Below are 21,810 nucleotides of genomic sequence, written 5' to 3' on the forward strand. Positions count from 1 at the left end.
CTTGCCGCATCAAATGACAAGCTCTGTTCGCGACTTTCAACATCGGCTACCGCTCAGACAAAGAGCATTCCGCAATCGATGAGCACGGATTGGCCGGTCATGTAGTTGGAGTCAGAGCCAGCCAAGTAGGAGACGAAGCTCGCCACGTCCTCGCCGATTGACAGTCATTGCGAACGGCAAGATCCATTCCGTCCTGGGGGAACGATCCAGCTCTGATCCAGCACGGTCCGGATTCCAACGGATGACGTGGGGTGACGACGTGTCAGGTTATCCAGCACCGAGCCAGCACGGCAAGAGCTTGGGGCCGAGGTCCGGAGAACCCGACCCCATCTGACCTGCATGTTTGTCAGGTCAGCGATGCCGTGCTGTGGCATGCGCTAAACGTTGAAGCGGAGCTCCACCAGTTGACAGGAGTGGCTGACCCGCACTGGCCCTCACGGGCATTGCCTCGGCTCGGAACGATCCGCCGACGGCAGCCGCATCATGCGCACAGCAGCGACCACAGTTTCAGCTGTATGACAATTCCAGTTCCGTCGTGACCGGCGTGATCCGTGGGGTATCGGTCCAATTCCCCCTCCCGACACAGAACCCACCGTGAGACATGAGCGGAACGGGCCCCGGCCAACGGCGGAATCGCCGGCCGGGGCCCGTTCCCTTGGGCCGGTCACATGCCTTTTCCGCACATGCACCAACCTGCTGCCCTCCCCCGGTCTTCCGTTCCCGCACGCCACCGGTGAGGGTCCTCCCGCCGCGGTACGGGCACCCGGGGAGGCGGTCAGGACCGTCAGCCTTCCAGTGGCTGGCTCACGCCTGCGGGACGCCCTCCGGCGTTCTGCTGGAGCGAGCCGTTCGCGGATCTCCTCGTGGGAAGCAGGGCAGCGGCCGCCGGACAGGAGCCGCCCTGCCGTCGTGTCCTCCCGGGCGCGGGGGCCGGCCTCGGTGCCGTGCCCGGGAGGACGTGGCCGCGAGGCACGGGCCCGAACCGTCCCTCGGCGGCGGCGTGTTCAGCGGGTGCCGTAAGGCAGCAGCGCCATCTCGCGGGCGGTCTTGATCGCCCTTGCCAGCTGCCGCTGTTGCTGCGCGGACACGCGCGTGACGCGGCGGCTGCGGATCTTGCCCCTGTCGGAGATGAACTTCCGCAGGAGATCGGTGTCCTTGTAGTCGATGTAGGTGATGCCGGCCTGGTCCAGGGGATTCCGGCGGGACCTGGCGGGTTTGCGGGAGGCGTTGGGACGTGGCACGGGGTCTCCAAGGATGTGCGGCGGTACGGGCGTCGACTGGTTGCGGCGGCGTCAGGTCGCGCGGTCGAGAAGCGGGGCGAAGCCGGACGACAACTGCCGCCATGCGTCAGGGCCTTCGGCGTACTCGGCGTCGGTCAGCAAGCAGGATTCGAGGAGTTGCTCGATGCCGTCGCGGTCGAGGTCCGGTGAGGTGAAGACCAGGTGCTGGCACCGGTCGCCGTGTTCGGGATGCCAGTCGAGTGCGGCGGCGGCTCTGCGCTCAGGCATGACCAACTCCCACGCGGCGTCCGGGAGGGCGGCCAGCCAGGGACCGGCGCTCTCCACGCTGAGTGCGCCGCCGGCGGCGTCCCATGCCAGCAGGGTGTCGGGGCGGTCGGCGAGCCAGAAGCGTCCTCGGCTGCGGGCCGCGACGCATGTCAGGTCCTCCAGCGCCTGGTAGAGCCGTTCCGGGTGGAACGGACGGTCGCGGTGCCAGACGCAGGTGCTCACTCCGCACTCGTCCGCCTCCTGCGGCAGCAGTGCGCAGGAGGCGTCCTGCGCCGCGGCCGCGGCCCGTACGTCGAAGCCGGCGAAGGCCGCGGCTGCCAGCTCGCCGGAGGCCGCGTGAACATGGTGCGCCGTGGGGTGCAGCTGGTTCAGCAGCGCGGCGTCCTGCTCGTCCGCGTCCTCGCTGTCGACGAGGGCGAGGACGGAGGCGTACTCCAGCTGCCGGGCGAAGGTGTCGGCGACGGTCCGCTGGTCGGTGGGAGCCGCCGCGAGGCCGGCGTCGGCCAGGTCGTCGCCGTTGCCGAGGCAGGGCAGGACCAGAGCCGGGTCGACTGCTGTGAACACACCGGTGAGGACGGTCTCTTCGCCGTGCGCGGCCACGACCTCGGCCATCGCCTTGGGCTCCACCGAATCCCACAGTTCCACGACGGCGAGCCGGGTCATGCCGTCCGCGGCCAGCCTCTCCAGTTCCGGCATCAGGTCCTCGCGCAGGGCGCAGCACGCGCAGTCGTTGACCAACGGGACGTCTCCTGCGTGCAGTTCACCGGTCGCACTGCGTATGGTGCGCCGCACCGTTCCCCGCGAGGCCGTCGAGTGATCGTGGTGCAGCGCGACGCTGCCGGGCACGGTCCGCAGCAGACGCTGCACCACCTCGGTACGGGCCTCGGAGTGCAGACCGCACACGATGACCACGGGAAGTCTCGGCTGCCTCTGCATCAGCGGACCTCACGGCGGCCGTAGCGGCGCTCGAAGCGCTCGACCCGTCCGGCTGTGTCCAGTACGCGGGCCGTGCCGGTGTAGAAGGGGTGGCTCCGGGAGGAGATCTCGACGTCGATGACGGGGTAGCTGTTGCCGTCCTCCCAGTCGACCGTCGTGTCGCTGGTGGCGGTCGAGCGGGTGAGGAAGGCGAATCCCGCCGCCTTGTCCCGGAAGACGACGGGGCCGTAAGCGGGGTGGATGCCGTGCTTCATTGCGGTCTCCTCTGCGTGGGGTCGGCTGGATGGGATCTCAGCGGGTTTCGCGGAAGTCGACGTGGCGGCGGGCCACGGGGTCGTACTTGCGCAGGGTCAGGCGGTCGGGGTCGTTCCGGCGGTTCTTGCGGGTCACGTAGGTGTAGCCGGTGCCGGCCGTGGAGCGGAGCTTCACGATCGGGCGGAGTTCGTTGCGAGCCATGACTGGTACTATATGAAAATGGTTCCCATTAACAAAACGCTTCACGCGCTTCGAGAGGCAGGTCACCCGTGTCCGCCCGCTGCCAACTGACAGGCGCCGAGCCCCGCTTCGGCAACACCGTGTCCCACTCGCACCGCCGCTCCCGCCGGCGCTTCGACCCCAACATCCAGCGCAAGCGCTACTGGCTGCCGAGCGAGGGCCGCCACGTGCGGCTCACCCTCAGCACGAAGGGGATCAAAACGGTCGACGCAATCGGCATCGAGGGGGCAGTCGCCCGAATCCGCGCCCGGGGAGGAAAGGTCTGATGGCGAAGAAGAGCAAGATCGCCAAGAACGAGAAGCGGAAGGCCGTGGTGGAGCGGTACGCAGCCCGCCGGGCGGAGTTGAAGGACATCCTCCGCCGTCCCGCCTCCACGGAGGCTGAAAGAGAGGCCGCCCTGCGTGAGCTGCGCCGTCAGCCCCGCGACGCCAGCGCCACGAGGGTACGCAACCGCGACGCCGTCGACGGCCGCCCGCGCGGGCATCTGCGGAAGTTCGGGCTCTCGCGCGTGCGCGTCCGGCAGCTCGCGCACAAGGGACACCTGCCGGGAGTGACCAAGTCCTCCTGGTGACGCCCGGCTCGGTGAGGCGTTCGATCCGCACCCGCCGGCAGCGCGACCGGCAGCGGAACACCCCGGAACCTGCCCGCCGTCGATGAGCCCGTGCGTAGCCGCAATCCGCCCGACTGACCCGAACACCCGAGGAGAACCTTCATGGCTGTCCCCAAGCGGAAGATGTCCCGCAGCAACACCCGTCACCGGCGCGCTCAGTGGAAGGCTTCCACGCCTCAGCTCGTGCCGGTCGCCGTCGACGGGTCCGTCCGTCTCGTGCCGCAGCGGCTTGCCAAGGCGTACGCGCGCGGACTCCTGCGCCCCGAGGGCTGAGCCGGGCGGTCCCGGTTCGCGGAGGAGCCGGCGCAGGCTCCTCCGCGACCGGGGGCAAGACCCGCCGGGTCCCCGGGAATTCGCCTGTACGGCGGGGCCTCACCCCGACAAGGGTCAGTGCTGCGCCAGTCCTGCCCTTGTCAGCGTGGAGACCGCACGCCCCGCCCGGCGGGCCCGGTACAGCGAGAAGAGTGCGGCGGCGCAGGCGAACAGGGCGAGCGGGGGCTGGACCATCAGCAGCGCGCCGCCGACAACCACGCCCACGGCGCCGAGAACCTGCCACTGCCGAGCCGAGGTGCGGTACCCCTCCAGGGAACGCTCCACCTCGGCGCGGTCGGGGCCGGGCCCGGACGGCGCAGCAGCCCGGCTCGCAGCGGCGCCCGTCGAGGCGGACCGCGCCCGTCCTTCGTGTACGCCCAGCCAGAAGTTCACGGCCGCGGCCGTGGCGAACACCGCGGCCCACACCGGGGCGTCCTGGGACGCCCTGACACCCGCGAGCCCGACGAAGCCGAGACCGATCACCAAGTAGCGCCATTTCAGAGGCCGGTTCATCAGATGACCTCCACGTACGCGAGCATCGCCACGACGCCGCACACCGTGAGGAACACCGACCCGAGCGCCACCAGCCGGCGCACCAGGGCACTCATCCGGTACTCGGCGGGCAGGTTGACCTTGTCGACGTAGAGGAGTCCCGCGCCGTAGATGCCGCACGCGAAGACACCGCCCACGATCGACGCGGGGGTGATCAGCGCCAGGAAGCTCGCCCCGGTGGCGATCATCAGCAGGGCGCCGATGCCGGTCCACGCGTAGACGAAGGGCCTGATCCCGCGCTGCCCCCGCAGACGCACCTTCTCCGAGACGGCCGCCAGGCTCTCGTACGTCGTCCACGAATACGCCTCCCACACGGCGTAGACGGTGCCGAAGAGCACCGTCACGATGGCGACGATGTAGAAGGACTCGAATATCCGGGCCACCGAGGCGAGGAACTGCGACTGGTACGTGAGCACGTCGTTGCCCTCGGGCACCAGGTGCTTCTCGCCGAGTATCGCCGCGCCGTTGATCATGAACGCCGCGGCGATGATCGCCAGGGCGATGAAGGCCGCCATCATGTCGAAGAGCGGGGCGCGGCTCCACGCACGGGCCTTCGTCACGTCGTCCGGGGCGGTGGACAGCGGGATCGTCTCGCGCGCCTCCATGCCGGCCAGCCGCCGGCCGATCGCGTCGATCTCGTCGTGCCCGAGCATTCCCCACTTCTTCTCGCGCAGCATGCCCGTGTAGCCGATGTAGTCGTACATGCCGCCGCCGAGGCCGCCCATGAAGACCACGAGTTCGACCCAGACCGAAGTGCTGGTGATCTCGGGGTACTTCTCCGCGACGAAGGGCGCGTAGTCGAAGCTGCCGGGGACGAGTCCGCGCAGCACGCCGAGCCATTCGGGCTGCGCGACGAAGACGGCGACGAGGACGAGGACGACCATCAGTCCCGCGATGGCGACCTGCACCCGCTCCAGCAGTGTGTACCCCCCGACCCACGAGAGGACACCGGCGAAGAGGAGGACTCCGACGGCGTAGGCGGTGGCGTTGCCGGCCCCTTGCGATTCGAGGAAGTCGCCGAGCGCCACGGCCACACCGCTCGCCCAGCCCGGGAAGGACGCCAGACAGATCAGCGCCAGCAGGACCGGGAACCATCCGCGCGGCCCGGGCAGCACCTTGGCCAGACGCATCATGGGATGTTCGCCGGTGAGCGTGATGTGCCGGTTGGAGGCGTAGACGAGAGCGCCCTTGGCCACCGTGCCGACGACCACCGCCCACAGCACGGTGTAGCCGAAGACCGCCCCTTCACGTGAGGCGAGGATGGATTCGCCGCTCCCGATGGTGAGCGAGGCGATGATCGCGCCCGGTCCGAAGAACTTGAGGACCGTGGCGACGCTGAAGCGCCCCCGTCGCAGCTCCGTCGGTGGTTCCGGGATACGCAGGGTGGAGTCTGCGTGACGACCGATTTCTTCTGTGGCCATGTCAGTCCAGACGATCGGCTTCGTATATCCTATAGGATACGTTTGACTGGTCGACGATTATTCGAGCGGGTCAGTGCGGCGTCAAGGGAGTGGACCGCTCTCTTTCCGTCACACCACGACCCCTCCAAGGAAACCCAGGGGGAGCCACCATGGGCCGGCCACCTGCGAGAACGGCGCAAGGCACGGATTCCGCGGCACCGCTGCCGCGCCGTCAGATGCTCACCGACGACGTCCACGAAGCGATCAAGGCACTGATCATGGATCACGCCATCGCTCCGGGCGCACGGGTCTCCATCGACGGCCTCGCCCGCCAGCTCGGCGTCTCCCCGACTCCGGTGCGGGAGGCGCTGGCCCGTCTGGAGACGGCGGAACTCGTCGTCAAGGAACCGCTGCGGGGCTACCGGACCACCCCCCTGCTCGACCGTGAACAGCTCGCGGACCTCTACCGGTTCCGGCTGCTCATCGAGCCGTGGGCGGCGGCACGCGCCGCCGAGAACGCGGACGAGCGGGGGCGCGAGAGGCTGCGGAGCGAGATGGCCGCGTGCCAGGCTCCCAGCGAGGCGACGTACGAGGCGTACAAGGCGCTGGCGGCACATGACACCCGCTTCCATGTGCTCGTCGCGGAACTCGCCGGAAGCGCTCAGGTGCGGCTGGCGTTCGAGCGCACGCACTGCCACCTGCATATCTTCCGGCTCCACTACGACCGCGGGATAGGGCAGCGGACGCTGGAGGAGCACCGCGCGATCACGGACGCCGTCCTGGCCGCAGACCCCGGGGCCGCCGAGGCGGCGATGCGCACCCACCTTGAGACGGCGTACTACGAGCGGCTGCGGCCGGTCACGGAGACGACCGGATGATGTCCCCGCCTGCCGGCCCTCTTTCACCGACCCCCGTCTCAACGCCCCCGCTGCGCCGGCCCGTTGACCGCCTCCGCACCGGCCCGGCGGTCGTGGGACTTTCCTTGTATGAAGAAGAGGAGGGATCTCAGCTGCCGTACTCCTCGCGCAGTTCCCTCAGATAGGTGCGGACGTCGGGGATGTACTTCGCGGCGAGCTGTGAGATGCGGGTGTGCGTCTCCAGGTGCGGTACGACCTCGCGGCGCTGGTCGTGGTAGAGCGCACTGGTGAGCCCCACCTCGGTGTACACGATGTCCTGCAACTCAGGCTCCTGGAAACGGAAGTACGTGAAGTGGCTGCCGGCGCCGGAGTGCGCGCCGGCGGCGAGTGGCAGAACCCGCAGGGTGATCCTCGGGTGGTCGAGCGCCTCGATGAGCCTGCCGATCTGGCCCCGCATCACCCTGTGACCGCCGACTTCGCGGCGCAGAGCCGTCTCCTCCATCACGACCCACAGGGCCGGGGCGTCCGGGGAGTCGAGAAGGTTCTGGCGGCGCAGCCTGAGATCGACGCGCTGTTCGAGGGCCTCCTCCGGCGCGTCGGGGAATCCGGCGCGGATGACGGCGCGGGCGTATTCGCGGGTCTGCAACAGCCCGGTCACGTAGTGCGGTTCGTACACGCGCAGCACCTGTGCGGAGGTCTCCAGGCTGACGTATGCGCGGAACCAGTCCGGAAGTGCCTCGCGGAAGGAGTGCCACCACCCGGGCCGGTTGGCCTGCTCGGTCAGCACCGTGAACTCGTCGGCCTCCGCGGCGGAGACCTCGTACAGATCCAGCAGCGCCCTGACGTACGGCAGTTTGAAGCCCACCTGGCCGCTCTCCAGGCGGCGCACCGTCAGCTGGTTGACGTCCAGGACGCGGGCCGCGTCGGACAGGCCGAGCCCGCGCTCCTCGCGCAGTTCACGCAGCCTCCGCCCCAGGACGATGCGCAGCACCGTGGGCGCGCTCTGGCCGCTCGGCAGCGGGCTGCTCACGCCGGACCTCCTGACTGGGTGCGAACTGTGTGCGGATGCACCTCAGTTGGACGGCGCACAGTTGTTGACCTTGTGAACTTCACCTCGATGCCGTCGAGTTGAAAATATCAGGAGACAGCTCGGTCATTGAAGGGTCAAGCACGCCCGGAATCGGACGGACCGGGGCTCATGCGGGCAGTGCGGTGTGCCGGGGTGGCCCGTAGGCGTCCAGGCGGTCGAGCCAGCCGGTGGTGATCAGGTACTGCCCGAGGATGTAGCCGGCCATGATCAGCAGCTCCTGCGAGGGCACCTTGCGGCCCGCCGCCTGAAGTCCGATCAGCAGGTCCGAGCCGACGAACGCCACGGCACCGGCGCCCACCCGGCCTCCGACTCCGAGCCCGGCGACGCCCATCACCGTCAGCGCGAGGCTGTAACCCGCCACAGGCAGCCGAAGCCGCTTCTCCAGCGAGGGTGCGAGGACGGCGTTCACCGCGGCCCAGCCGGCGAAGCACCCGACTGCCTGCCAGGGCCTGTTCCGCAGCGAACGCAGGGCGCCCATGCGGGCGTAGCCCGTGGTGTAACTGATCTGGGTGCCGAGGAAGGCGGCCATGCCCAGGAGGAACGCAGGTTCGTGCTCGTCGAGGAGGAGCGCGGTGTCCCCGGCGGTGGAGCAGGCGAGGCCGGCGACGAGCGGAGCGGGTGCGGGTGTCCGCGGGTCGGGGCGGCGGCGCAGGACGTACGAGGCGAGGGCGGGCATCAGCAGCGGCTTGGCGGCGCGGCTCGGCCCTCGCGTGCGGTCACCGGCGACGGCTGCCAGGTCCGCCGCGGCCAGCGCCCCGAAGGCGACGAGCGCCCCGCGGCCCTTCCCGTCGGGCCGCGTGGCCCACGCCGCCGTTCGTGAGACGGCTCTTCGGATTCCGTGCCGGGCCGAACGTCCTGTGATCATCATGCCGGGCAGTCTTGTCGGCGCCCGTACGGCCGGTCAACAGGGCAGGAGCGCGGCCGGTGGTGCGCACCTGCGGCGCATTCGGCCGAAGCGGGCGAGTGGCGCGACCCGGTCGGATCGGAGCGTTCCTACCGTTCGTCTGTGAGGGCCGGAACGGCCGCACGACCGCACTGCTCCCCCACGGCTGCGCAGCGCTGCTGCGAAGTCGTCCTCGACCGGCTGGAGAAGACCGTATGACGCCCCCGATCGTCGTTCATCCACCCGCCGCCGGAGGCGGCCGCCGGGTCACCGCGCACGCCGAGCAGCTGGGTGTCGCCTTCCGCCCGGAGGACGTCAGCGAGTTCCTGCGCTACGCGGGTCTGAGCGAGGACGAGATCCAGCTCGACGATCCGAACCTCATCGAGTGGCGCGGAGGCGGCCCCGACGAGTGGGGCTGAGGATCTCTGCGGGGCCGGAGACGTGCGGAGGCCGAGCAGGACCGGCCTGCTACGGCGCGGCCTCGAAGCGCAGCCGGCCCTGAAGCGCAGCCGGCCCTGAAGCACCTTCCGAATCACCGCCGCCGCCCGCGGCTCTCCGCATCACACCCCGTCAGAACGCGACCGACCGCACGCGATGACTCCGGCATCCGCCGGCGGTCGGTCCATGCAACGGCAACCGCGCCCACCGTGGCCGAGGAGGACGGAACAGCCATGCAGAAGATCACCACATTCCTCTGGTTCGACGACCAGGCCGAAGAGGCCGTGGAGCACTACACGTCGGTCTTCCCCGACTCCCGGGTGATCGACGTGCAGCGTTACGGGGAGGCGGGGCCGGGCGAGTCGGGAACCGTCATGACGATCGCGTTCGAGCTCGCCGGGCAGCGCTTCACCGCTCTCAACGGCGGCCCGGAGTTCACCTTCAACGAGGCCGTCTCCCTCTACGTGGACTGCGCCGACCAGGCCGAGGTCGACATGTACTGGGCCAAGCTCGGCGAGGGCGGCGAGGAAGGACCGTGCGGCTGGCTGAAGGACAAGTACGGCCTGTCGTGGCAGATCGTCCCCCGGGTTCTGACCGAGCTGCTGAGGGACCCCGATCCGGCCAGGTCGGCGCGGGTCATGAAGGCCATGTTGGGCATGAGGAAGCTCGATGTGCAGGCGCTGGAGGACGCGGGCAGACAGTGAGCGGCGGTTCGACGGGTGTGGCACGGGCGGCGTGCCGCACCCGTGCGCTGCCGGGGTGATGCCGCACTCGTCAGGCGGCACGGGCGCCGCCCACGGAAGGAGCGAGCGATGACGCCTGATCAGTGGGCGACGATCCGGGGTCTTGTGGAGTGGCTCGACGCGGCCAACGGCGAAGGCGAGCAGGAGACGGCGATGCGGCTGATGAAGCTCGCCGAGGAGTCCGGCGAGGTGATGCAGGCGTACATCGGCGCGACGGGCCAGAACCCCCGCAAGGGCCGCACGCACACCTCCGAGGACGTGGCCGCCGAGCTGTGCGACGTCATCCTGACCGCCGCTGTCGCCCTGCACCGCTTCACCGGCGACCCGGCCGCCGCCCTCGACGCGCGGATCCGCGAGGTGGCGCGGCGCTCCCGCTCCCCGCGTGAGCCGCGGCAACCGGCGCCGTCCGGCCCGGGACCGAAGCAGCCTCGTCCCCCGGAGCAGGCCCTGGGGTGAGGCGGGTGCGGCGGGGCCGGCGGAATGGACGCGCGGGGAGAGCGCCGGGCGGAGCGCACGGACGCAGGGTGCGGGCGCAGGGCACGGCCACCTCCACGTCCGGCCCAGCGGTTGCGCCCCCGCCCGGCGGGGTCACCGTGGCGCACCCGGCCCCGAACTCCCCGGGGGCGCACGGCACTTGAGGAAGTCGCCCGGGCCGCGGGAACGGCGGGGGCCACCGCACCTGAACGGAGGACGGGAGGGCCGGGGGGTCAGGGCTGCGGCTCCCGCTCCGGCCCGCCGTGCACCGCGTCGCGGGGTTCGCCCGGCAGCACCCTCGCAGCAGGGGCGGCTTCCGGTGTTCCTGCCGCCCGGCCCGCCGCGTCCGCGTCGGCCTCCGCGGCAGCGGACGCCAGCGCACCCTCCGTGTCCGGAGAGAGCGACCTCTGGGCGCGTCCCATGACGAAGAGGACGACGACCATGACGGCGGGGCACAGCGCGAAGGTGGTGAAGGCACCGGACGTGCCCAGGCCCGCGTCGAGCAGCACACCACCGAGCCAGGGGCCGACCATGGCACCGACCTTGGCGACGGATGACGCCCACGCTGCGCCGTTGGCTCGGATCGCCGTGGGATAGAAGGTGCCGGCGATGCTCGTGATGCCGCCATGGCCGCCGTTGACGAACATCTTCGCGGAGATGACGACGCACACGTACAGCACGGGCCCCGGTGCGCCGAGGCCGAGCATCAGCATCGCGGCCGTCGCCATCAGCGGCATCCACAGGATGCTGCCCACGCCCCTGCGGTCCACGAACCGGCTGATCGCGAGCTGCGCGCATGCGCCGGCGACGCTCGCCGCGGCGGCGATGAGGGCGGCGTTGCTGACGCTGAAGCCCATCCGCTCGTTGATCATCGGCGTCCAGAAGACCATGAAGTAGATCAGCGCGGACGAGCACACGTACACGATCCACAGCAGCGGAGTGATGCGGGCGAGTGAGCCCCGGAAGAGCGTGACGGGCGTGAACTTCTTCTCGGCGGCGGGCGGTTGGGGGTCGCCGGCGACGAAGCGCGTTCCGGGTGCGACGGCGTGGCCGGGCCACAGCCGGGTGAGTATCGCCGCGATGCGCCGGTCCGCGTCCGGACGGCCCCGCTGAGCGAGGAACTTCACGGATTCGGGGAGGAAGATCATCACCGGCACGAGCGCGAGCAGCGAACAGACACCGCCCGCGACGAAGACCGAGGTCCAGCCGTAGTCCGGCACCAGCAGGTTGGATATGGGCCCGCCCGCCGCGCCGCCCAGTGTGTAGCCGACCATGATCACGGAGATCGCGGTGACGCGGACCTTCCTGGGCGCGTACTCCGCGGTCAGCGCCCAGGACAGCGGGAGCACCCCGCCCAGGAAGAAGCCCGAGACGAAGCGCAGCACGAACAGGTGCTCGTAGGTTTCCGCGAGGGCGAAGGCCGTCATGAAGACGCCGAAGCCGGCGACGCACACCACGATCGAGGGTTTGCGGCCCAGGCGGTCGCCCAGGTAGCCCATGCACAGGCCGCCCACGAGCGTTCCGAAGAGACCGACCGTGCCGAGCGTGCCCAGTTGGGTGTCGCTGAGGCCGAAGTCGCCCTTCAGGTAGGTGGCGGTGAAGGAGAGGATCTGGAAGTCGAAGCCGTCGAGGAAGGTGATCAGACAGCAGACGGCGAAGACCCGGTACCAGGCCCTGCGGCTCTGCTGCTTCTCGATGAGCGGGGCGAGTTCGACGACGGGCGGTGCCGGGGGTCCGTCCGGGGACGGCTGTGCGGATGACATGGGAAGCTCCTCGTCATTGAGGGGGCGCGGGATACACGCGGATGAAGCCGTTGTCGGCGTCGGCGTCGACCCGGACACGGTCACCGGTACGGATCACGGTGAGCGGGTCCTGGTCCAGCCCGGTGATGGTGGGGACCCGGGTGACAACCGCCCCGAGGGCGGCCTTGGTTGTGGTGGTGACGTAGATCATCGCGAGCGGTGCGGTGCCGAGCAGCCGCGTGGACTGGAAGAAGCCGGCCCAGCCGGAGGAGCCCTTGGCGCCGGGGAAAACGAGCACCTTGCCAGCGAAGGACTGTCCGTGAAGCGGGTGACGGCGTTCGATGATCACGCCGCGGGCCGGGTCGATGCCGCCCCAGCCGGAGATCGTCTCCGGGGAGACGAGCGCCTCTCCTTCCGCCGTGCCGGGCACGACCGTCCTGCCGCGCAGCTCCAGGGGGGCGCGGATCTCTCCGCCCGCCGCGGAGTCCGCGGTCCCGGGCCCGGCACCGCCGGTGAGGGGGCGGCTGCCGGGGGTCGCGCGGGACGGCGGAAGGGCGGAGGAGTGACGGGGTTTCACCGCAGTTCTCCTTTCCAGCGTCCGGTGACCGCGGCCGAGACGCAGTCCTGGAGCGTGCCGAACCACGCCTCGATGCCGAGGATCGCGGGCAGGTAGTGCGCCTGCTTCGCCGAGTCGGTGGCGAAGACCCTGGTGCCGGGCGGCGCGGAGCGGGACATGGCGGGGCAGGAGTCGGTGAGCACCCTGCCTCCCGCTCGTTCGATGGTTCCGGTCCATCCGTTGCGGTCGGCGGTGGTGCGCAGCGCGCGGGGCACCATCAGCCACAGCTGCGTCCCGGAGTGCAGACGGCGCCCTTCGAGGAGGTGCGCCGTCTCGCGCACCTGGTCCAGGGAGGCGTGCGGGCAGCCGAGCAGGACGAAGTCGACGTCGGTGCGGTCGCCCTGGGAGTTCAGGTCGTCGTAGACGGCGCGGCGTTCGCGCTGCCCGTACGGCACCGCCTCGGGCGGACCGGTGCCGAAAGCGGCCTGCACGGTGGGGGCTTCGGGTGTGATGCCGGGCAGGTGGTAGATCTCCACTCCCCCGGACGAGGCCGCGGCCGCACCGAAGTGCTTCAGGTCGAGCAGGTCGGGTTGCCTCAACTCACCTGTGACGACGGGACGTTCGTCCTGGACGAGGCCGCCGGCGAAGTACCCGAGCATGCCCCACTCCAGCGGTCCGTCCACGGGTGTGCGTGCCTCGACGAGGTGGGTGCCGCGGCGGTTGGCCTCGTGATGGTTGCCCCAGCAGGGGATGCGGCCGGTCAGTGACGCGGCTCCCGTGGAGGCGGTGCCCTCGCAGTTCGTGCGGGCGCCGAGTACGGAGTTGGCGTACACCACGGCGGAGGACTCCATCCACGCGACGTGCTCTCCGCGGACGGGGATGTTGCCCACCTGGTAAGGCGTGCACGTGGCGAGGATGTTGACGCCCTTGCGCCCGTAGAAGGATTCGGCGTCGCTCTGCAGCTCGATCATTTCCTTCGGGTACGGGGCGATGCCCTCGGAGTCCGGGCCGAAGGACTGCTGGAGCTGACAGGTCGGGACGCGCATGGCCGGGATCTCCAGTTCCTCGTCGCTGTCGAGGTTGATCACGGCGTACGCCTTGTCCCAGCCGCCTTCGCGCACCAGTTGCGCCTTGACGGGCGAGGGCTGCGTCATCGTTCCGGCGACGTTGCGCACGTCGCACAGCCTCTCGGCGTCGAGCGCGCGGCCGTAGCGGACGAGGAGGTCCATGGCCGCCGCTGCGGCGGGGCCCTCGGCGCCGTCGAGCATCGCCTTGTCGGAGTCGGTGAGCAGCATCAGCGGCGGTCTCCTTGCGCGCGGGGTGAGAGGACCGCACCCTCCTGGAGCGGGCGGACGGTGCGCCGGTAGACCGAGAGCCAGCCCCGGGACGCGGGACCGCCCGGGGCCCCGGACGCCTCCGGTTCCGGCGGCTCGGCCAACTCCTGTCTGCGCCGGTCGAGTTCACCGTCCGGCACGAGGAGGTCGGCGCGGCGCGAGGTGAGGTCGATCGAGATGGTGTCGCCGTCCCGGACAAGAGCCAGCGGCCCGCCGTCCGCGGCCTCAGGCGAGACCTCGCCGACGACGACTCCCTTGTTGACGAGTCCGGAGAGCTGTCCGTCGGTGACCACGGCGACCCGACCGGTCAGCCCGGCGCCGTCCAGGGCGAAGACGGGCCTGGAGGCCATGCCCATGCCGGGCGTGCCCTTGGGGCCGAGTCCGCGCAGTACGAGCACGTCCCCGGCCTCGACCTCGCCGTCGCGCAGGCCGTCGAGGGCCGAGTACGGGTCCTCGTAGACCCTGGCCGGCCCCGTGAACGACGTCTCGCGCCGCTCGTCGACCGAGAGCTTGACGATGCCGGTCGCCGGGGCGAGGCTGCCACGCACGAGGACGATGGTGGGATGCCGGCCGAGCGGCCTGTCGGCGGTGCGTATCACCCGTCCGTCGGAGGGCTGCGCCGCCTCCAGGTTCTCACCGAGAGTGCGGCCGGTGACCGTCCTCGCCTCGGTGTGCAGCAGCCCGCCGAGGCTGCGCATCACGGTGGCGGCTCCGCCTGCGGCGTCGAACTCCTCGATGGAGTCGGGGCCGTTGGGGCGTACGGCCGCCAGCAGCGGTACGTCGTCGGCGAGTTGCTCGTACAGCCCGTACACGTCGACGCCGGACTCGGCCTCCTCGGCTATCGCCTGGAGATGCTTCACCGAATTGACCGAGGCGCTGAGCGAGAGCATGAGCGTCACGGCGTTCTCGAACGCCTGCGGTGTGAGCAGATCCCGCGGGCGCAGGTCCTCGTGGACGAGCGAGACCGCACGGCGTGCGGCGGCCCGTACGTCCTCCCACATCTTCGGACTGTCGGCGAGGACGGGCGTGGATCCGGGCAGAGTCATGCCGAGGGCTTCGCACGCCATGTGCATCGAGTTGGCGGTGCCCATGCCGGCGCACACGCCGGGGCCCGCCACGGCGTTCTCGCTCATGCCGGTCAGCTCCTCCAGCGAGATCCGCCCCTGGGCGTGGTGACCGGCGCCGAGGAAGACGTCCTCGATGTCGCAGTGCTTGCCCTCGAAGGTGCCGCACGCCTGGTAGCCGCAACCGACCATGACCGTGGGCAGGTTGATGCGGGCGGCGGCCATCAGCTGGCCGGGGGCGGTCTTGTCGCACGAGGCCAGACAGATCATTCCGTCCAGCTGTGCCCCCTCCACGGCGGCCTCGATGTCGTGGCTGATCAGGTCACGGGAGGAGAGGATGTAGCCGCCGCGGCCTCCCGCGCTGTGGATGAAGTCGCTGGGTGCGACGGTGCGGATCTCGAAGCCGAGGCCGCCCGCCTCCGCGACCGCCTCCCTCGCGGCCTGCGCGACACCGTCCAGGTGGCTGTAGCAAGTGGCCAGTGAGGACGAGGAGTTGACGATCGCGATCTTCGGCTTGGCCATGTCCTCGTCGGTGAGTCCAAGGGCGCGCCACTGCGCCCGGCGTACGGCCCAGGGAGATGTGCCGGGCCGGTAGTTGCTGCGCAGTTCCGTCATGCTCTCCTCCTCTTCCCGCTTCCGGTCTGCTCCTTGACCGCTCGCGTCGTGGCCGCGTTCCTGCCTGCGGGCCCGCGGGCGGCTGTTCTTCGCGCCCGGCCTCGTCAGTCGTCGAGGTTGGCTGCGAGCCGTTCGCGGAGCACGGGGATGTCGATGTCGTGCACGCTGCCGTCACCTCCCGCGAGGTCGAGGGCGTGGGCGGCGCCGGCGCCCATGGCGGCGCACGGGCCCATGACGCGGACGCTGGAGAGGGCCGCGGCGTCCCCGTCGGCGCAGCGTCCCGCCGCGACGAGGTTGTCCGCCTGCGGGGAGAGCATCGAGCGCAGCGGCACGTAGTGCACGTGGTCGGCGTCGAACATCTCCCACACGTAGCCTTCGGGACGGTCGTGCAGTTCGACCGGCCACGCCGTACGGGCCACGGCGTCGTGGAAACGGGTGCCGGAGCGGACTTCGTCGAGGCCGAGGGCGTGAACTCCCTTGATCCAGCGGGTCTGCCGGCGGCCGGGCAGCCCGTAGGAGCGCACCCGTGCCCGCCCGAACGCCTTGGGGTACTCCGCGCGCAGGAACTCCACGACAAGGTCCGCCTGTTCGCGTCCTTCGAGCTGGGCCCGTGCGGCGCGAACGGGATCGAGCGGCGCCTCGATGTGGGTCATGTTCATCACGGCCGTGTTCCTGCCGGGGAAGAAGAAGGCGAGGCCGTCGCGGCGCAGCAGCCCGTACTCGCCGGCCTTGCGGGCGACGTGCTCGGCGAGTTCCTCGCGTCCGGGCTGGTGGGTCTCGTCGAGGTGCTCCAGCACGATCTGCTGCGACCCGTAGATGGTCCTCTCCGGGACGCGGCAGGGCAGTCCCGCCTCCCAGGCGAGGGCCGCGTCTCCGCTGGCGTCGACGAAGCCGCCCGCCTGGACGCGTACGTCGCCGAAGCGGGTCGCGAAGGTGACGGCCCCGATGCGGCGGCCGTCGCGTTCGACGCCGGTGATCGAGGCGCCGAGCACGACGCGGATGCCCAGTTCGCGGATTCTGCGCTCCACCCAACGGCCGAGGACCACTTCGTCATAACTGACGGTGATGGTGTGTCCCTTGTTGAAGTGGAGGTCGTCGCTCGCCCCGAGAGCGGCGAAGACGTCGTCGAAGATGCCGTGTGTGAGCTGCCGGTATCCGGGTGCGTTGCCGAAGACGCCGCAGAAGAGGCCGATGAGGGAGTTGACCATCTGGCCGCCCAGCACCGGCAGGCTGTCGACCATCACGACATCCCGCCCCAGCTGGGCCGACTCGATCGCGGCGGACACTCCGGAGACGCCGGCCCCCACGATGCACACGTCCGCGTCCAGGGCGTGAGCAACCGGGTCCGGCGCCTTGGTGACGGTGTGCAGGGTGAGTTCGGTCAGCGCGTGGGGCATGCGGCCTCCCTTGGCGAGCTGCGGCGGCACTGTCGGGTGCGGCGTGAACGCGGCGTCGCGGGCAGGTTAGGGAGGTCACATCCGGAAAAGGAACGTCCGGTTCAATAGGCTCTTCGGCTGGTTGGCATCAACGGTGTTTATGCCGGCAACTCGGCGGCAGGTCACAGCCGTCCCGGACAGGTCCGTGACCGGACCGCCGGGCGCGCGGGCGGTCCGGTCACGGCGCGGCCTCGGACGCCGCCCGCTCCACCAGGCCGCGCAGCCAGACGTTCGCGGGGTCCTTGTCGTAGACGGTGTCCCACCACAGCAGTTCGTCGATCTCGTCGAGCGGGACCGGCCATTCCAGGGCCCGCACGCCGCGCTCGGCAGGCAGCCGCGCAGCGAGCCGGGCGGGATACAGGGCGACCCGGCGCGTGCCGGCGATGAAGTCCGGGACCGCCCGGTAGCTCTCCACGCGTACGGCGACCCGCGGGCGGATGCCGAGCGCCGTCAGCTGCCGGGTCGCCGGGGAGGCGGAGGGGTAGCCGGCGTCCCGGTGGTACGGAACCACCCAGGGCAGCGGCGTGAGGTCCTCCAGGCCGAAGGAGTGCGCTTCGCACAGCGGATGGTCCGCGGAGAGCAGGCACATCCAGCGGTCCTTAAACAGCGGCTGCGAGCCGACCGGCGTGCGGAAGTGGCCAAGACGCGGGGAGACCATGCCGTCGACGAGCCTGATGGCCTCGACGATGTCCCCGCCGATCGTCTCCCGTACGAGCCGCATGTGCAGGGCGGCACGCGGCGCCTCACGCTCCAGCAGCCGCGAGATCCGATCGCCGAGGACGGTCGCCGGATAGTCGGACATCAGCAGCGTGAACTCGCGCCGTGACGCGGAGGGATCGAAGGCGCTGCCGGTGGCGAAGAGCCGTTCGGTGGCCGCGCACACCGTCTCCACCTGGTCGGTCAGCTGCGTGGCCAGCGGAGTGAGGACGTACGCGCCCCCGGAGCGCAGCAGCAGTTCGTCCCCGAAGTGCCGGCGCAGCCGGGACAGCGAGGCACTGACGGCCGGCTGGGAAACGCCGAGTTGCCGGGCCGCCCGCGTGACGTTGCGCTCCCGGAACAGCTCGCGCAACGTGACCAGGAGGTTCAGGTCGAGGTTGGCGAGGTGTGCGGGTGTGCGCTCCGGTGGGGTTGCCATGCGGGCAGCGTGCGCGGTGGTTCCCCCGGCGGCAAGCCTCTGACGGCGGTGGACGCGGTCGGGCGGGGAAGACGCAGGCAGGAGAGGCAGGCCGCCAGGCGGAGCAGGAGGCGAACCCGGGCACGACGGCGGAAGCGGGGCGCAGACGCTGTTCCTGGTGGTGAGCGCGGTAGCGGAACGCGCCGCGCCCGGCTCTGTCCCGCCCGTGCGGGGGCGCCTCCCTCAGGGGCGGGCCCGCCGCTCACGTTGACGGATGGCGTGGGCCTGTCTAGCTTTTCGCCGGGGCGGCCCGGTCCGATTCGTCCGAAGGAGAGCCACATGCGCGAGGAGAACCGGGCCGTGGCGAGCACGGGCTCCGTGACCGGCAGAGCCCTTCGCGTTCTGGAGGCATTCTCCCCCTCCGCCCCCGTCCTCACCCTCACGGAGATCTCGCGCCGCAGCGGACTGCCACTGACCACGGCGCACCGGCTCGTGAACGAACTCGCCGAGTGGGGCGCCCTGGAACGCGACCCCGAAAGGGGCTACCGCATCGGCCTGCGGCTGTGGGAAATAGCGGCACTCGCCCCGCGGGGGATGGGCCTGCGCGAGGTCGCACTCCCCCACCTGTCGGACCTGGCGCGCGTGACCGCCGAGAACGTGCAACTGGCCGTGCGTGAGGAGATGTCGGTCGTGTACGTGGAGCGGCTCGCGGGGCGCCGCTCCGTTCCGGTGCTCACCCGGGTCGGCGGACGGTTCGCGCTGACGCCGACCAGCGTGGGACGCGTCCTGCTGGCCTACGCACCACCGGAGGTGCAGGAAGACGCCCTCGCTCAGCGGCCCGTCCGCTACACCGAACGCACCGAGTGCGATCCGGCGCGGCTGCGTCAGGCCCTCGCAGAGGTACGGCACACCGGAGTCGCCGTGTGCGAGCGGCAGGTGACGATGGACAGCGTGTCCGTGGCCGCTCCCGTGCACGGCCCGGGCGGCGAGGTCGTCGCTGCTGTCTCCGTCGTCGCACACGTCGACTCCGTACAGGGCCACAGCCTCGTGCCCCTTGTGCAGGTGGCCGCTTCCGGCATCTCGCGCGCACTCGGTGCCACGCCGCCCGGCTCCCCCGCGCCACGGCCGGTGCGTGCGGTCCGCGGCTCCGTGCGCCGCTGATCCGGTGCCGCACGGGCGCGCCGGTGCCGGACGAGCACGCCGGTGATCACGCCGGTGAGTGACATGCGGGCCGCAGGGGCCGCTCACCACCAGGTCCGCGTCTGCCGTGCGCGGCACGGGTCAGGGATTCACAGATCCAGCACGAGCCGGTCGCCGCGGCACCGGGAGACGCAGAGGAACATCACATCCGCGGCTGCGCGTTCGTCCGGCGTGAGCAGTGAGTCCCTGTGTTCGGGCTCACCGCCGAGCACCGTGGTCTCGCACGTGCCGCAGGTGCCTTCCCGGCACGACGAGAGCACCTCGATCCCGGCCTCCTCGACGGCCTCGAGCACGGAGCGTCCTGGCGGGACCGTCAACTCCCTCCCGGACCGCGCGAGTTCCACGACGAAGGAGCTGTCGCCCCCCTCGCCCTCCCGCACGCGCGGAGTGAATCGTTCGGTGTGCAGCGCGCCCCGCGGCCATGGGCGGCACCGCTGCTCGACCGCGTCGAGCAGCGGTGCGGGACCGCAGCAGTAGACGGCGGTGTGCGGGCTGGGAGACCTCAGCAGCGGGTCCAGATCCAGCATTCCGCTCTCATCCTGAGGGCACAGCCGGACCCGAGCGGGCCACCGCTGTGCCAGCCGGCCGGCGAACGCCATGGAGGAGCGTGTGCGCCCGCCGTAGAGGAGGTGCCAGTCGGCGCCGCGGCGGTCGGCCTCGGCGAGCATGGGAACGATCGGGGTGATGCCTATTCCGCCGGCGATGAAGAGGTAGGCGGGGGCGGGGGCCAGCGCGAAGTTGTTGCGCGGTCCGCGGACGCGGACCGTCGTCCCTTCGGCGAGTTCGTCGTGCACGTACCGCGAGCCGCCCCGCCCTTCGTCCACGCGCAGGACGGCCACCTGGTACGCGGACGTGTCCCCCGGGTCGCCGCACAGCGAGTACTGCCGCTCCAGTTCCTCCCCGAACCGCAGGTCGAGGTGCGCGCCGGGTGTCCAGGCCGGCAGCGGCCCCCCGTCGGGCCTGGCCAGGGTCAGGCGCACGACGGCCTCGGCGAGGTGCTCCTTGCGCACCAAGGTCAAATTCAGGACGCTCTCGCCGGTTGCCGTCGCTTCGCCCTGTGCCTCGCCGGCCGTGACGGCCGGGCTCGCAGCGTCGCTGTTCACGCGTGCTCTCTTTCGTCTCGTCGCGGCACGGGGCCGTCGTGCGCGGAGAATCCGTCCTCTTCCGGATGTGCGAGCAGCCAGTCCCACAGACGCAACGGATCGTCGAACTCCCGCTCGCGACCGCAGAAGCAGCGTGCGAGGAGCAGATCGGTCCCCGGGATCCAGCGGATGCGCCGCAGTCCGGGCGCCGGTGGGGAGGACGTCGTGTGCGTGTCCATCCCGGTCACCGCGCGGCCGGCTCGCGGCGGCGCTCGCCTTCCTCGCGCAGCCGGGCGAGGATGCGCCGGGCGGCGAGGCCCCCCGTGTCGATGTTGATGCTGAGCTCCTGGCGGCCCGGCGGCTCGGAGGCCAGGGCCTTCTCCAGCGCGTCGAGGGCGACGACGTCCTGGAGGACCACGGTGCGGTTGTTCTCACCCAGGAAGTCGGAGACCTTCTCGTCCTCGGTCGCGAAGTCCCGTGCGACGGCCCAGAAGTCGTGGGTGCTGCCTTCGGTCTCCGGGGTGATCGCGTAGACGACCTCCACGTGGAAGGCCCCGGGGTCGCTGCCGTCGGCGCCGGGCGGCGACGTGCCCACCGGAGCGATGCGGCTGTGCAGCAAGTACAGGCAGGGGGCGAGGTATTCGATGTCCTGCCAGCGCGTGATGCGGCCTTCGATGCCGGTGGACTCGGCGTAGAAGGGAGGGCAGGCGGCGTCCTCCATGTGACGGCTGACCCGCACGATGCCGGCGGCCTCGTCGACCTCCGTGGTGATGGGGGTCTCCGCGACCTCGGGGGTGCCGATGTAGCCGCCGTGCAGATACGTCTCGTGGGAGAGGTCCAGCAGGTTGTCCACCAGCAGGCCGTAGCGCGCCGCGAGCGGCTCCATCCCGCGCACGACGCTCCAGCCCGGAAGGTCGAGCCATGGTGCGCGCGGAATTCGTCCCTCATCCGCCTCCGCGGGGTCGCCGATCCAGACCCAGACGAAGGAGTCCCGCTCGGCGACCGGGTACGTCGCCAGCCGTGCCGTGCGCGGAATCCGCTGCTGCCCCGGCACCGAGACGCACACACCGTCCGTGCCGTACGTGAAGCCGTGGTATCCGCAGACCACGCGGTCGCCGTCCAGCCGGCTGGGCTCCTGGGACAGCGGATACCGGCGGTGCACGCACCGGTCCGCCATGGCCGTCACCGCGCCGGCCTCGGTACGCCAGAGCAGCAGTGGCTCACCGCAGACCGTACGGGAGAACAGCGTGCGGCCGATCTCGGTGCCGTAGGCGGCCACATACCACTGATTCCGGATAAAGGATGTCATGGCGCCTCCTGCCCGTAACGGGCCGTAGGGGAGGTATGGGAGGCACCACCGTGCGCCCGG

The 21,810-nt window shown here is 70.8% G+C and carries 25 protein-coding genes; 8 read left to right on the top strand and 17 right to left on the bottom strand.

The window, feature by feature from the left end:
• Positions 1–1,004: 1,004 nt before the first annotated feature.
• The 4 genes from rpsR to rpmG are packed head-to-tail and all read right to left on the bottom strand — an operon-like array spanning position 1,005 to position 2,900.
• On the bottom strand, positions 1,005–1,241 hold the full coding sequence (gene rpsR, locus EV375_RS03305; protein ID WP_130298113.1) for a 30S ribosomal protein S18: 237 nt from the start codon (positions 1,239–1,241) through the stop codon (positions 1,005–1,007).
• 51 nt (positions 1,242–1,292) lie between these two features.
• On the bottom strand, positions 1,293–2,444 hold the full coding sequence (locus tag EV375_RS03310; RefSeq protein ID WP_130298114.1) for a GTP-binding protein: 1,152 nt from the start codon (positions 2,442–2,444) through the stop codon (positions 1,293–1,295).
• Positions 2,444–2,698 (bottom strand): type B 50S ribosomal protein L31, encoded by a 255-nt coding sequence (locus EV375_RS03315; protein ID WP_130298115.1) that lies wholly within the window; start codon positions 2,696–2,698, stop codon positions 2,444–2,446. Before EV375_RS03315 ends, EV375_RS03310 begins: the two co-directional genes overlap by 1 nt.
• A gap of 37 nt (positions 2,699–2,735) precedes the next feature.
• Positions 2,736–2,900: a 50S ribosomal protein L33 gene (gene rpmG / locus EV375_RS03320; RefSeq protein WP_055488288.1), complete on the bottom strand. Its 165-nt coding sequence runs from the start codon at positions 2,898–2,900 to the stop codon at positions 2,736–2,738.
• A gap of 68 nt (positions 2,901–2,968) precedes the next feature.
• On the opposite strand from rpmG, the gene rpmB reads away from it, so the two are divergent.
• From rpmB to rpmF, 3 genes are all read left to right on the top strand, one after another.
• A complete protein-coding gene (rpmB, locus tag EV375_RS03325) occupies positions 2,969–3,205 on the top strand; it encodes a 50S ribosomal protein L28 (RefSeq protein WP_130298116.1) in 237 nt (78 codons plus the stop codon).
• On the top strand, positions 3,205–3,510 hold the full coding sequence (rpsN, locus tag EV375_RS03330) for a 30S ribosomal protein S14 (RefSeq protein WP_130298117.1): 306 nt from the start codon (positions 3,205–3,207) through the stop codon (positions 3,508–3,510). Before rpmB ends, rpsN begins: the two co-directional genes overlap by 1 nt.
• Before the next feature lie 141 nt (positions 3,511–3,651).
• Positions 3,652–3,822, top strand: coding sequence for a 50S ribosomal protein L32 (gene rpmF, locus EV375_RS03335; protein WP_130298118.1), 171 nt, complete (start codon positions 3,652–3,654; stop codon positions 3,820–3,822).
• A 114-nt stretch (positions 3,823–3,936) separates the two neighbouring features.
• Here the strand turns inward: rpmF and EV375_RS03340 are convergent, their stop codons facing one another.
• Positions 3,937–4,374 (bottom strand): hypothetical protein, encoded by a 438-nt coding sequence (locus EV375_RS03340; RefSeq protein WP_130298119.1) that lies wholly within the window; start codon positions 4,372–4,374, stop codon positions 3,937–3,939.
• Positions 4,374–5,834, bottom strand: coding sequence for an Nramp family divalent metal transporter (locus EV375_RS03345; protein WP_130298120.1), 1,461 nt, complete (start codon positions 5,832–5,834; stop codon positions 4,374–4,376). Before EV375_RS03345 ends, EV375_RS03340 begins: the two co-directional genes overlap by 1 nt.
• Before the next feature lie 149 nt (positions 5,835–5,983).
• On the opposite strand from EV375_RS03345, the gene EV375_RS03350 reads away from it, so the two are divergent.
• Positions 5,984–6,691, top strand: a complete 708-nt coding sequence (locus tag EV375_RS03350; protein WP_130298121.1) for a GntR family transcriptional regulator — start codon at positions 5,984–5,986, stop codon at positions 6,689–6,691.
• A gap of 127 nt (positions 6,692–6,818) precedes the next feature.
• On the opposite strand, the gene EV375_RS03355 is transcribed toward EV375_RS03350, so the two are convergent.
• The gene (locus EV375_RS03355; protein WP_130298122.1) at positions 6,819–7,700 is read right to left on the bottom strand and encodes a Scr1 family TA system antitoxin-like transcriptional regulator; all 882 of its coding nucleotides are present in this window, start codon (positions 7,698–7,700) and stop codon (positions 6,819–6,821) included.
• A gap of 166 nt (positions 7,701–7,866) precedes the next feature.
• Complete coding sequence (locus tag EV375_RS03360) at positions 7,867–8,628, bottom strand: lysoplasmalogenase (protein ID WP_486588248.1); 762 nt, start codon at positions 8,626–8,628, stop codon at positions 7,867–7,869.
• A gap of 230 nt (positions 8,629–8,858) precedes the next feature.
• On the opposite strand from EV375_RS03360, the gene EV375_RS03365 reads away from it, so the two are divergent.
• The 3 genes from EV375_RS03365 (at position 8,859) to EV375_RS03375 (ending at position 10,280) form a co-directional block, all read left to right on the top strand.
• Positions 8,859–9,062 (top strand): hypothetical protein, encoded by a 204-nt coding sequence (locus tag EV375_RS03365; RefSeq protein WP_130298123.1) that lies wholly within the window; start codon positions 8,859–8,861, stop codon positions 9,060–9,062.
• Between the two features lie 252 nt (positions 9,063–9,314).
• Positions 9,315–9,785, top strand: coding sequence for a VOC family protein (locus EV375_RS03370; RefSeq protein ID WP_130298124.1), 471 nt, complete (start codon positions 9,315–9,317; stop codon positions 9,783–9,785).
• A 108-nt stretch (positions 9,786–9,893) separates the two neighbouring features.
• Entirely contained in the window at positions 9,894–10,280 is a 387-nt protein-coding gene (locus EV375_RS03375; RefSeq protein ID WP_486588249.1) for a MazG-like family protein, read from the top strand.
• A 251-nt stretch (positions 10,281–10,531) separates the two neighbouring features.
• Here EV375_RS03375 and EV375_RS03380 read toward each other — a convergent pair whose 3' ends face one another.
• From EV375_RS03380 to EV375_RS03405, 6 genes are all read right to left on the bottom strand, one after another.
• Positions 10,532–12,061 (bottom strand): MFS transporter, encoded by a 1,530-nt coding sequence (locus EV375_RS03380; RefSeq protein ID WP_130298125.1) that lies wholly within the window; start codon positions 12,059–12,061, stop codon positions 10,532–10,534.
• A 13-nt stretch (positions 12,062–12,074) separates the two neighbouring features.
• Positions 12,075–12,617: an aconitase X swivel domain-containing protein gene (locus EV375_RS03385; RefSeq protein WP_207227972.1), complete on the bottom strand. Its 543-nt coding sequence runs from the start codon at positions 12,615–12,617 to the stop codon at positions 12,075–12,077.
• Entirely contained in the window at positions 12,614–13,891 is a 1,278-nt protein-coding gene (locus tag EV375_RS03390; RefSeq protein WP_130298126.1) for an aconitase X catalytic domain-containing protein, read from the bottom strand. Before EV375_RS03390 ends, EV375_RS03385 begins: the two co-directional genes overlap by 4 nt.
• Positions 13,891–15,609, bottom strand: a complete 1,719-nt coding sequence (ilvD, locus tag EV375_RS03395; RefSeq protein WP_130298127.1) for a dihydroxy-acid dehydratase — start codon at positions 15,607–15,609, stop codon at positions 13,891–13,893. The genes EV375_RS03390 and ilvD overlap by 1 nt, the downstream gene beginning before the upstream one ends.
• A 104-nt stretch (positions 15,610–15,713) precedes the next feature.
• The gene (locus EV375_RS03400; RefSeq protein WP_130298128.1) at positions 15,714–17,006 is read right to left on the bottom strand and encodes an FAD-dependent oxidoreductase; all 1,293 of its coding nucleotides are present in this window, start codon (positions 17,004–17,006) and stop codon (positions 15,714–15,716) included.
• A 217-nt stretch (positions 17,007–17,223) separates the two neighbouring features.
• On the bottom strand, positions 17,224–18,180 hold the full coding sequence (locus EV375_RS03405; protein WP_130298129.1) for a LysR family transcriptional regulator: 957 nt from the start codon (positions 18,178–18,180) through the stop codon (positions 17,224–17,226).
• A gap of 318 nt (positions 18,181–18,498) precedes the next feature.
• Between EV375_RS03405 and EV375_RS03410 the strand changes: the two genes are divergently transcribed.
• Positions 18,499–19,320 (top strand): IclR family transcriptional regulator, encoded by an 822-nt coding sequence (locus EV375_RS03410; protein ID WP_130298130.1) that lies wholly within the window; start codon positions 18,499–18,501, stop codon positions 19,318–19,320.
• A 128-nt stretch (positions 19,321–19,448) separates the two neighbouring features.
• Here the strand turns inward: EV375_RS03410 and EV375_RS03415 are convergent, their stop codons facing one another.
• From EV375_RS03415 to EV375_RS03425, 3 genes are read right to left on the bottom strand one after another with little or no spacing between them, the layout of a single operon-like run.
• On the bottom strand, positions 19,449–20,462 hold the full coding sequence (locus EV375_RS03415; protein ID WP_130298131.1) for a PDR/VanB family oxidoreductase: 1,014 nt from the start codon (positions 20,460–20,462) through the stop codon (positions 19,449–19,451).
• Positions 20,459–20,680 carry a hypothetical protein gene (locus EV375_RS03420; RefSeq protein ID WP_130298132.1) on the bottom strand — a complete coding sequence of 74 codons (222 nt, stop codon included), beginning with the start codon at positions 20,678–20,680 and terminating at the stop codon, positions 20,459–20,461. Before EV375_RS03420 ends, EV375_RS03415 begins: the two co-directional genes overlap by 4 nt.
• Positions 20,681–20,685: 5 nt before the next feature.
• Positions 20,686–21,750: a Rieske 2Fe-2S domain-containing protein gene (locus EV375_RS03425; protein ID WP_130298133.1), complete on the bottom strand. Its 1,065-nt coding sequence runs from the start codon at positions 21,748–21,750 to the stop codon at positions 20,686–20,688.
• Positions 21,751–21,810: the final 60 nt, after the last annotated feature.

This window comes from Streptomyces sp. CNZ301, assembly GCF_004217425.1.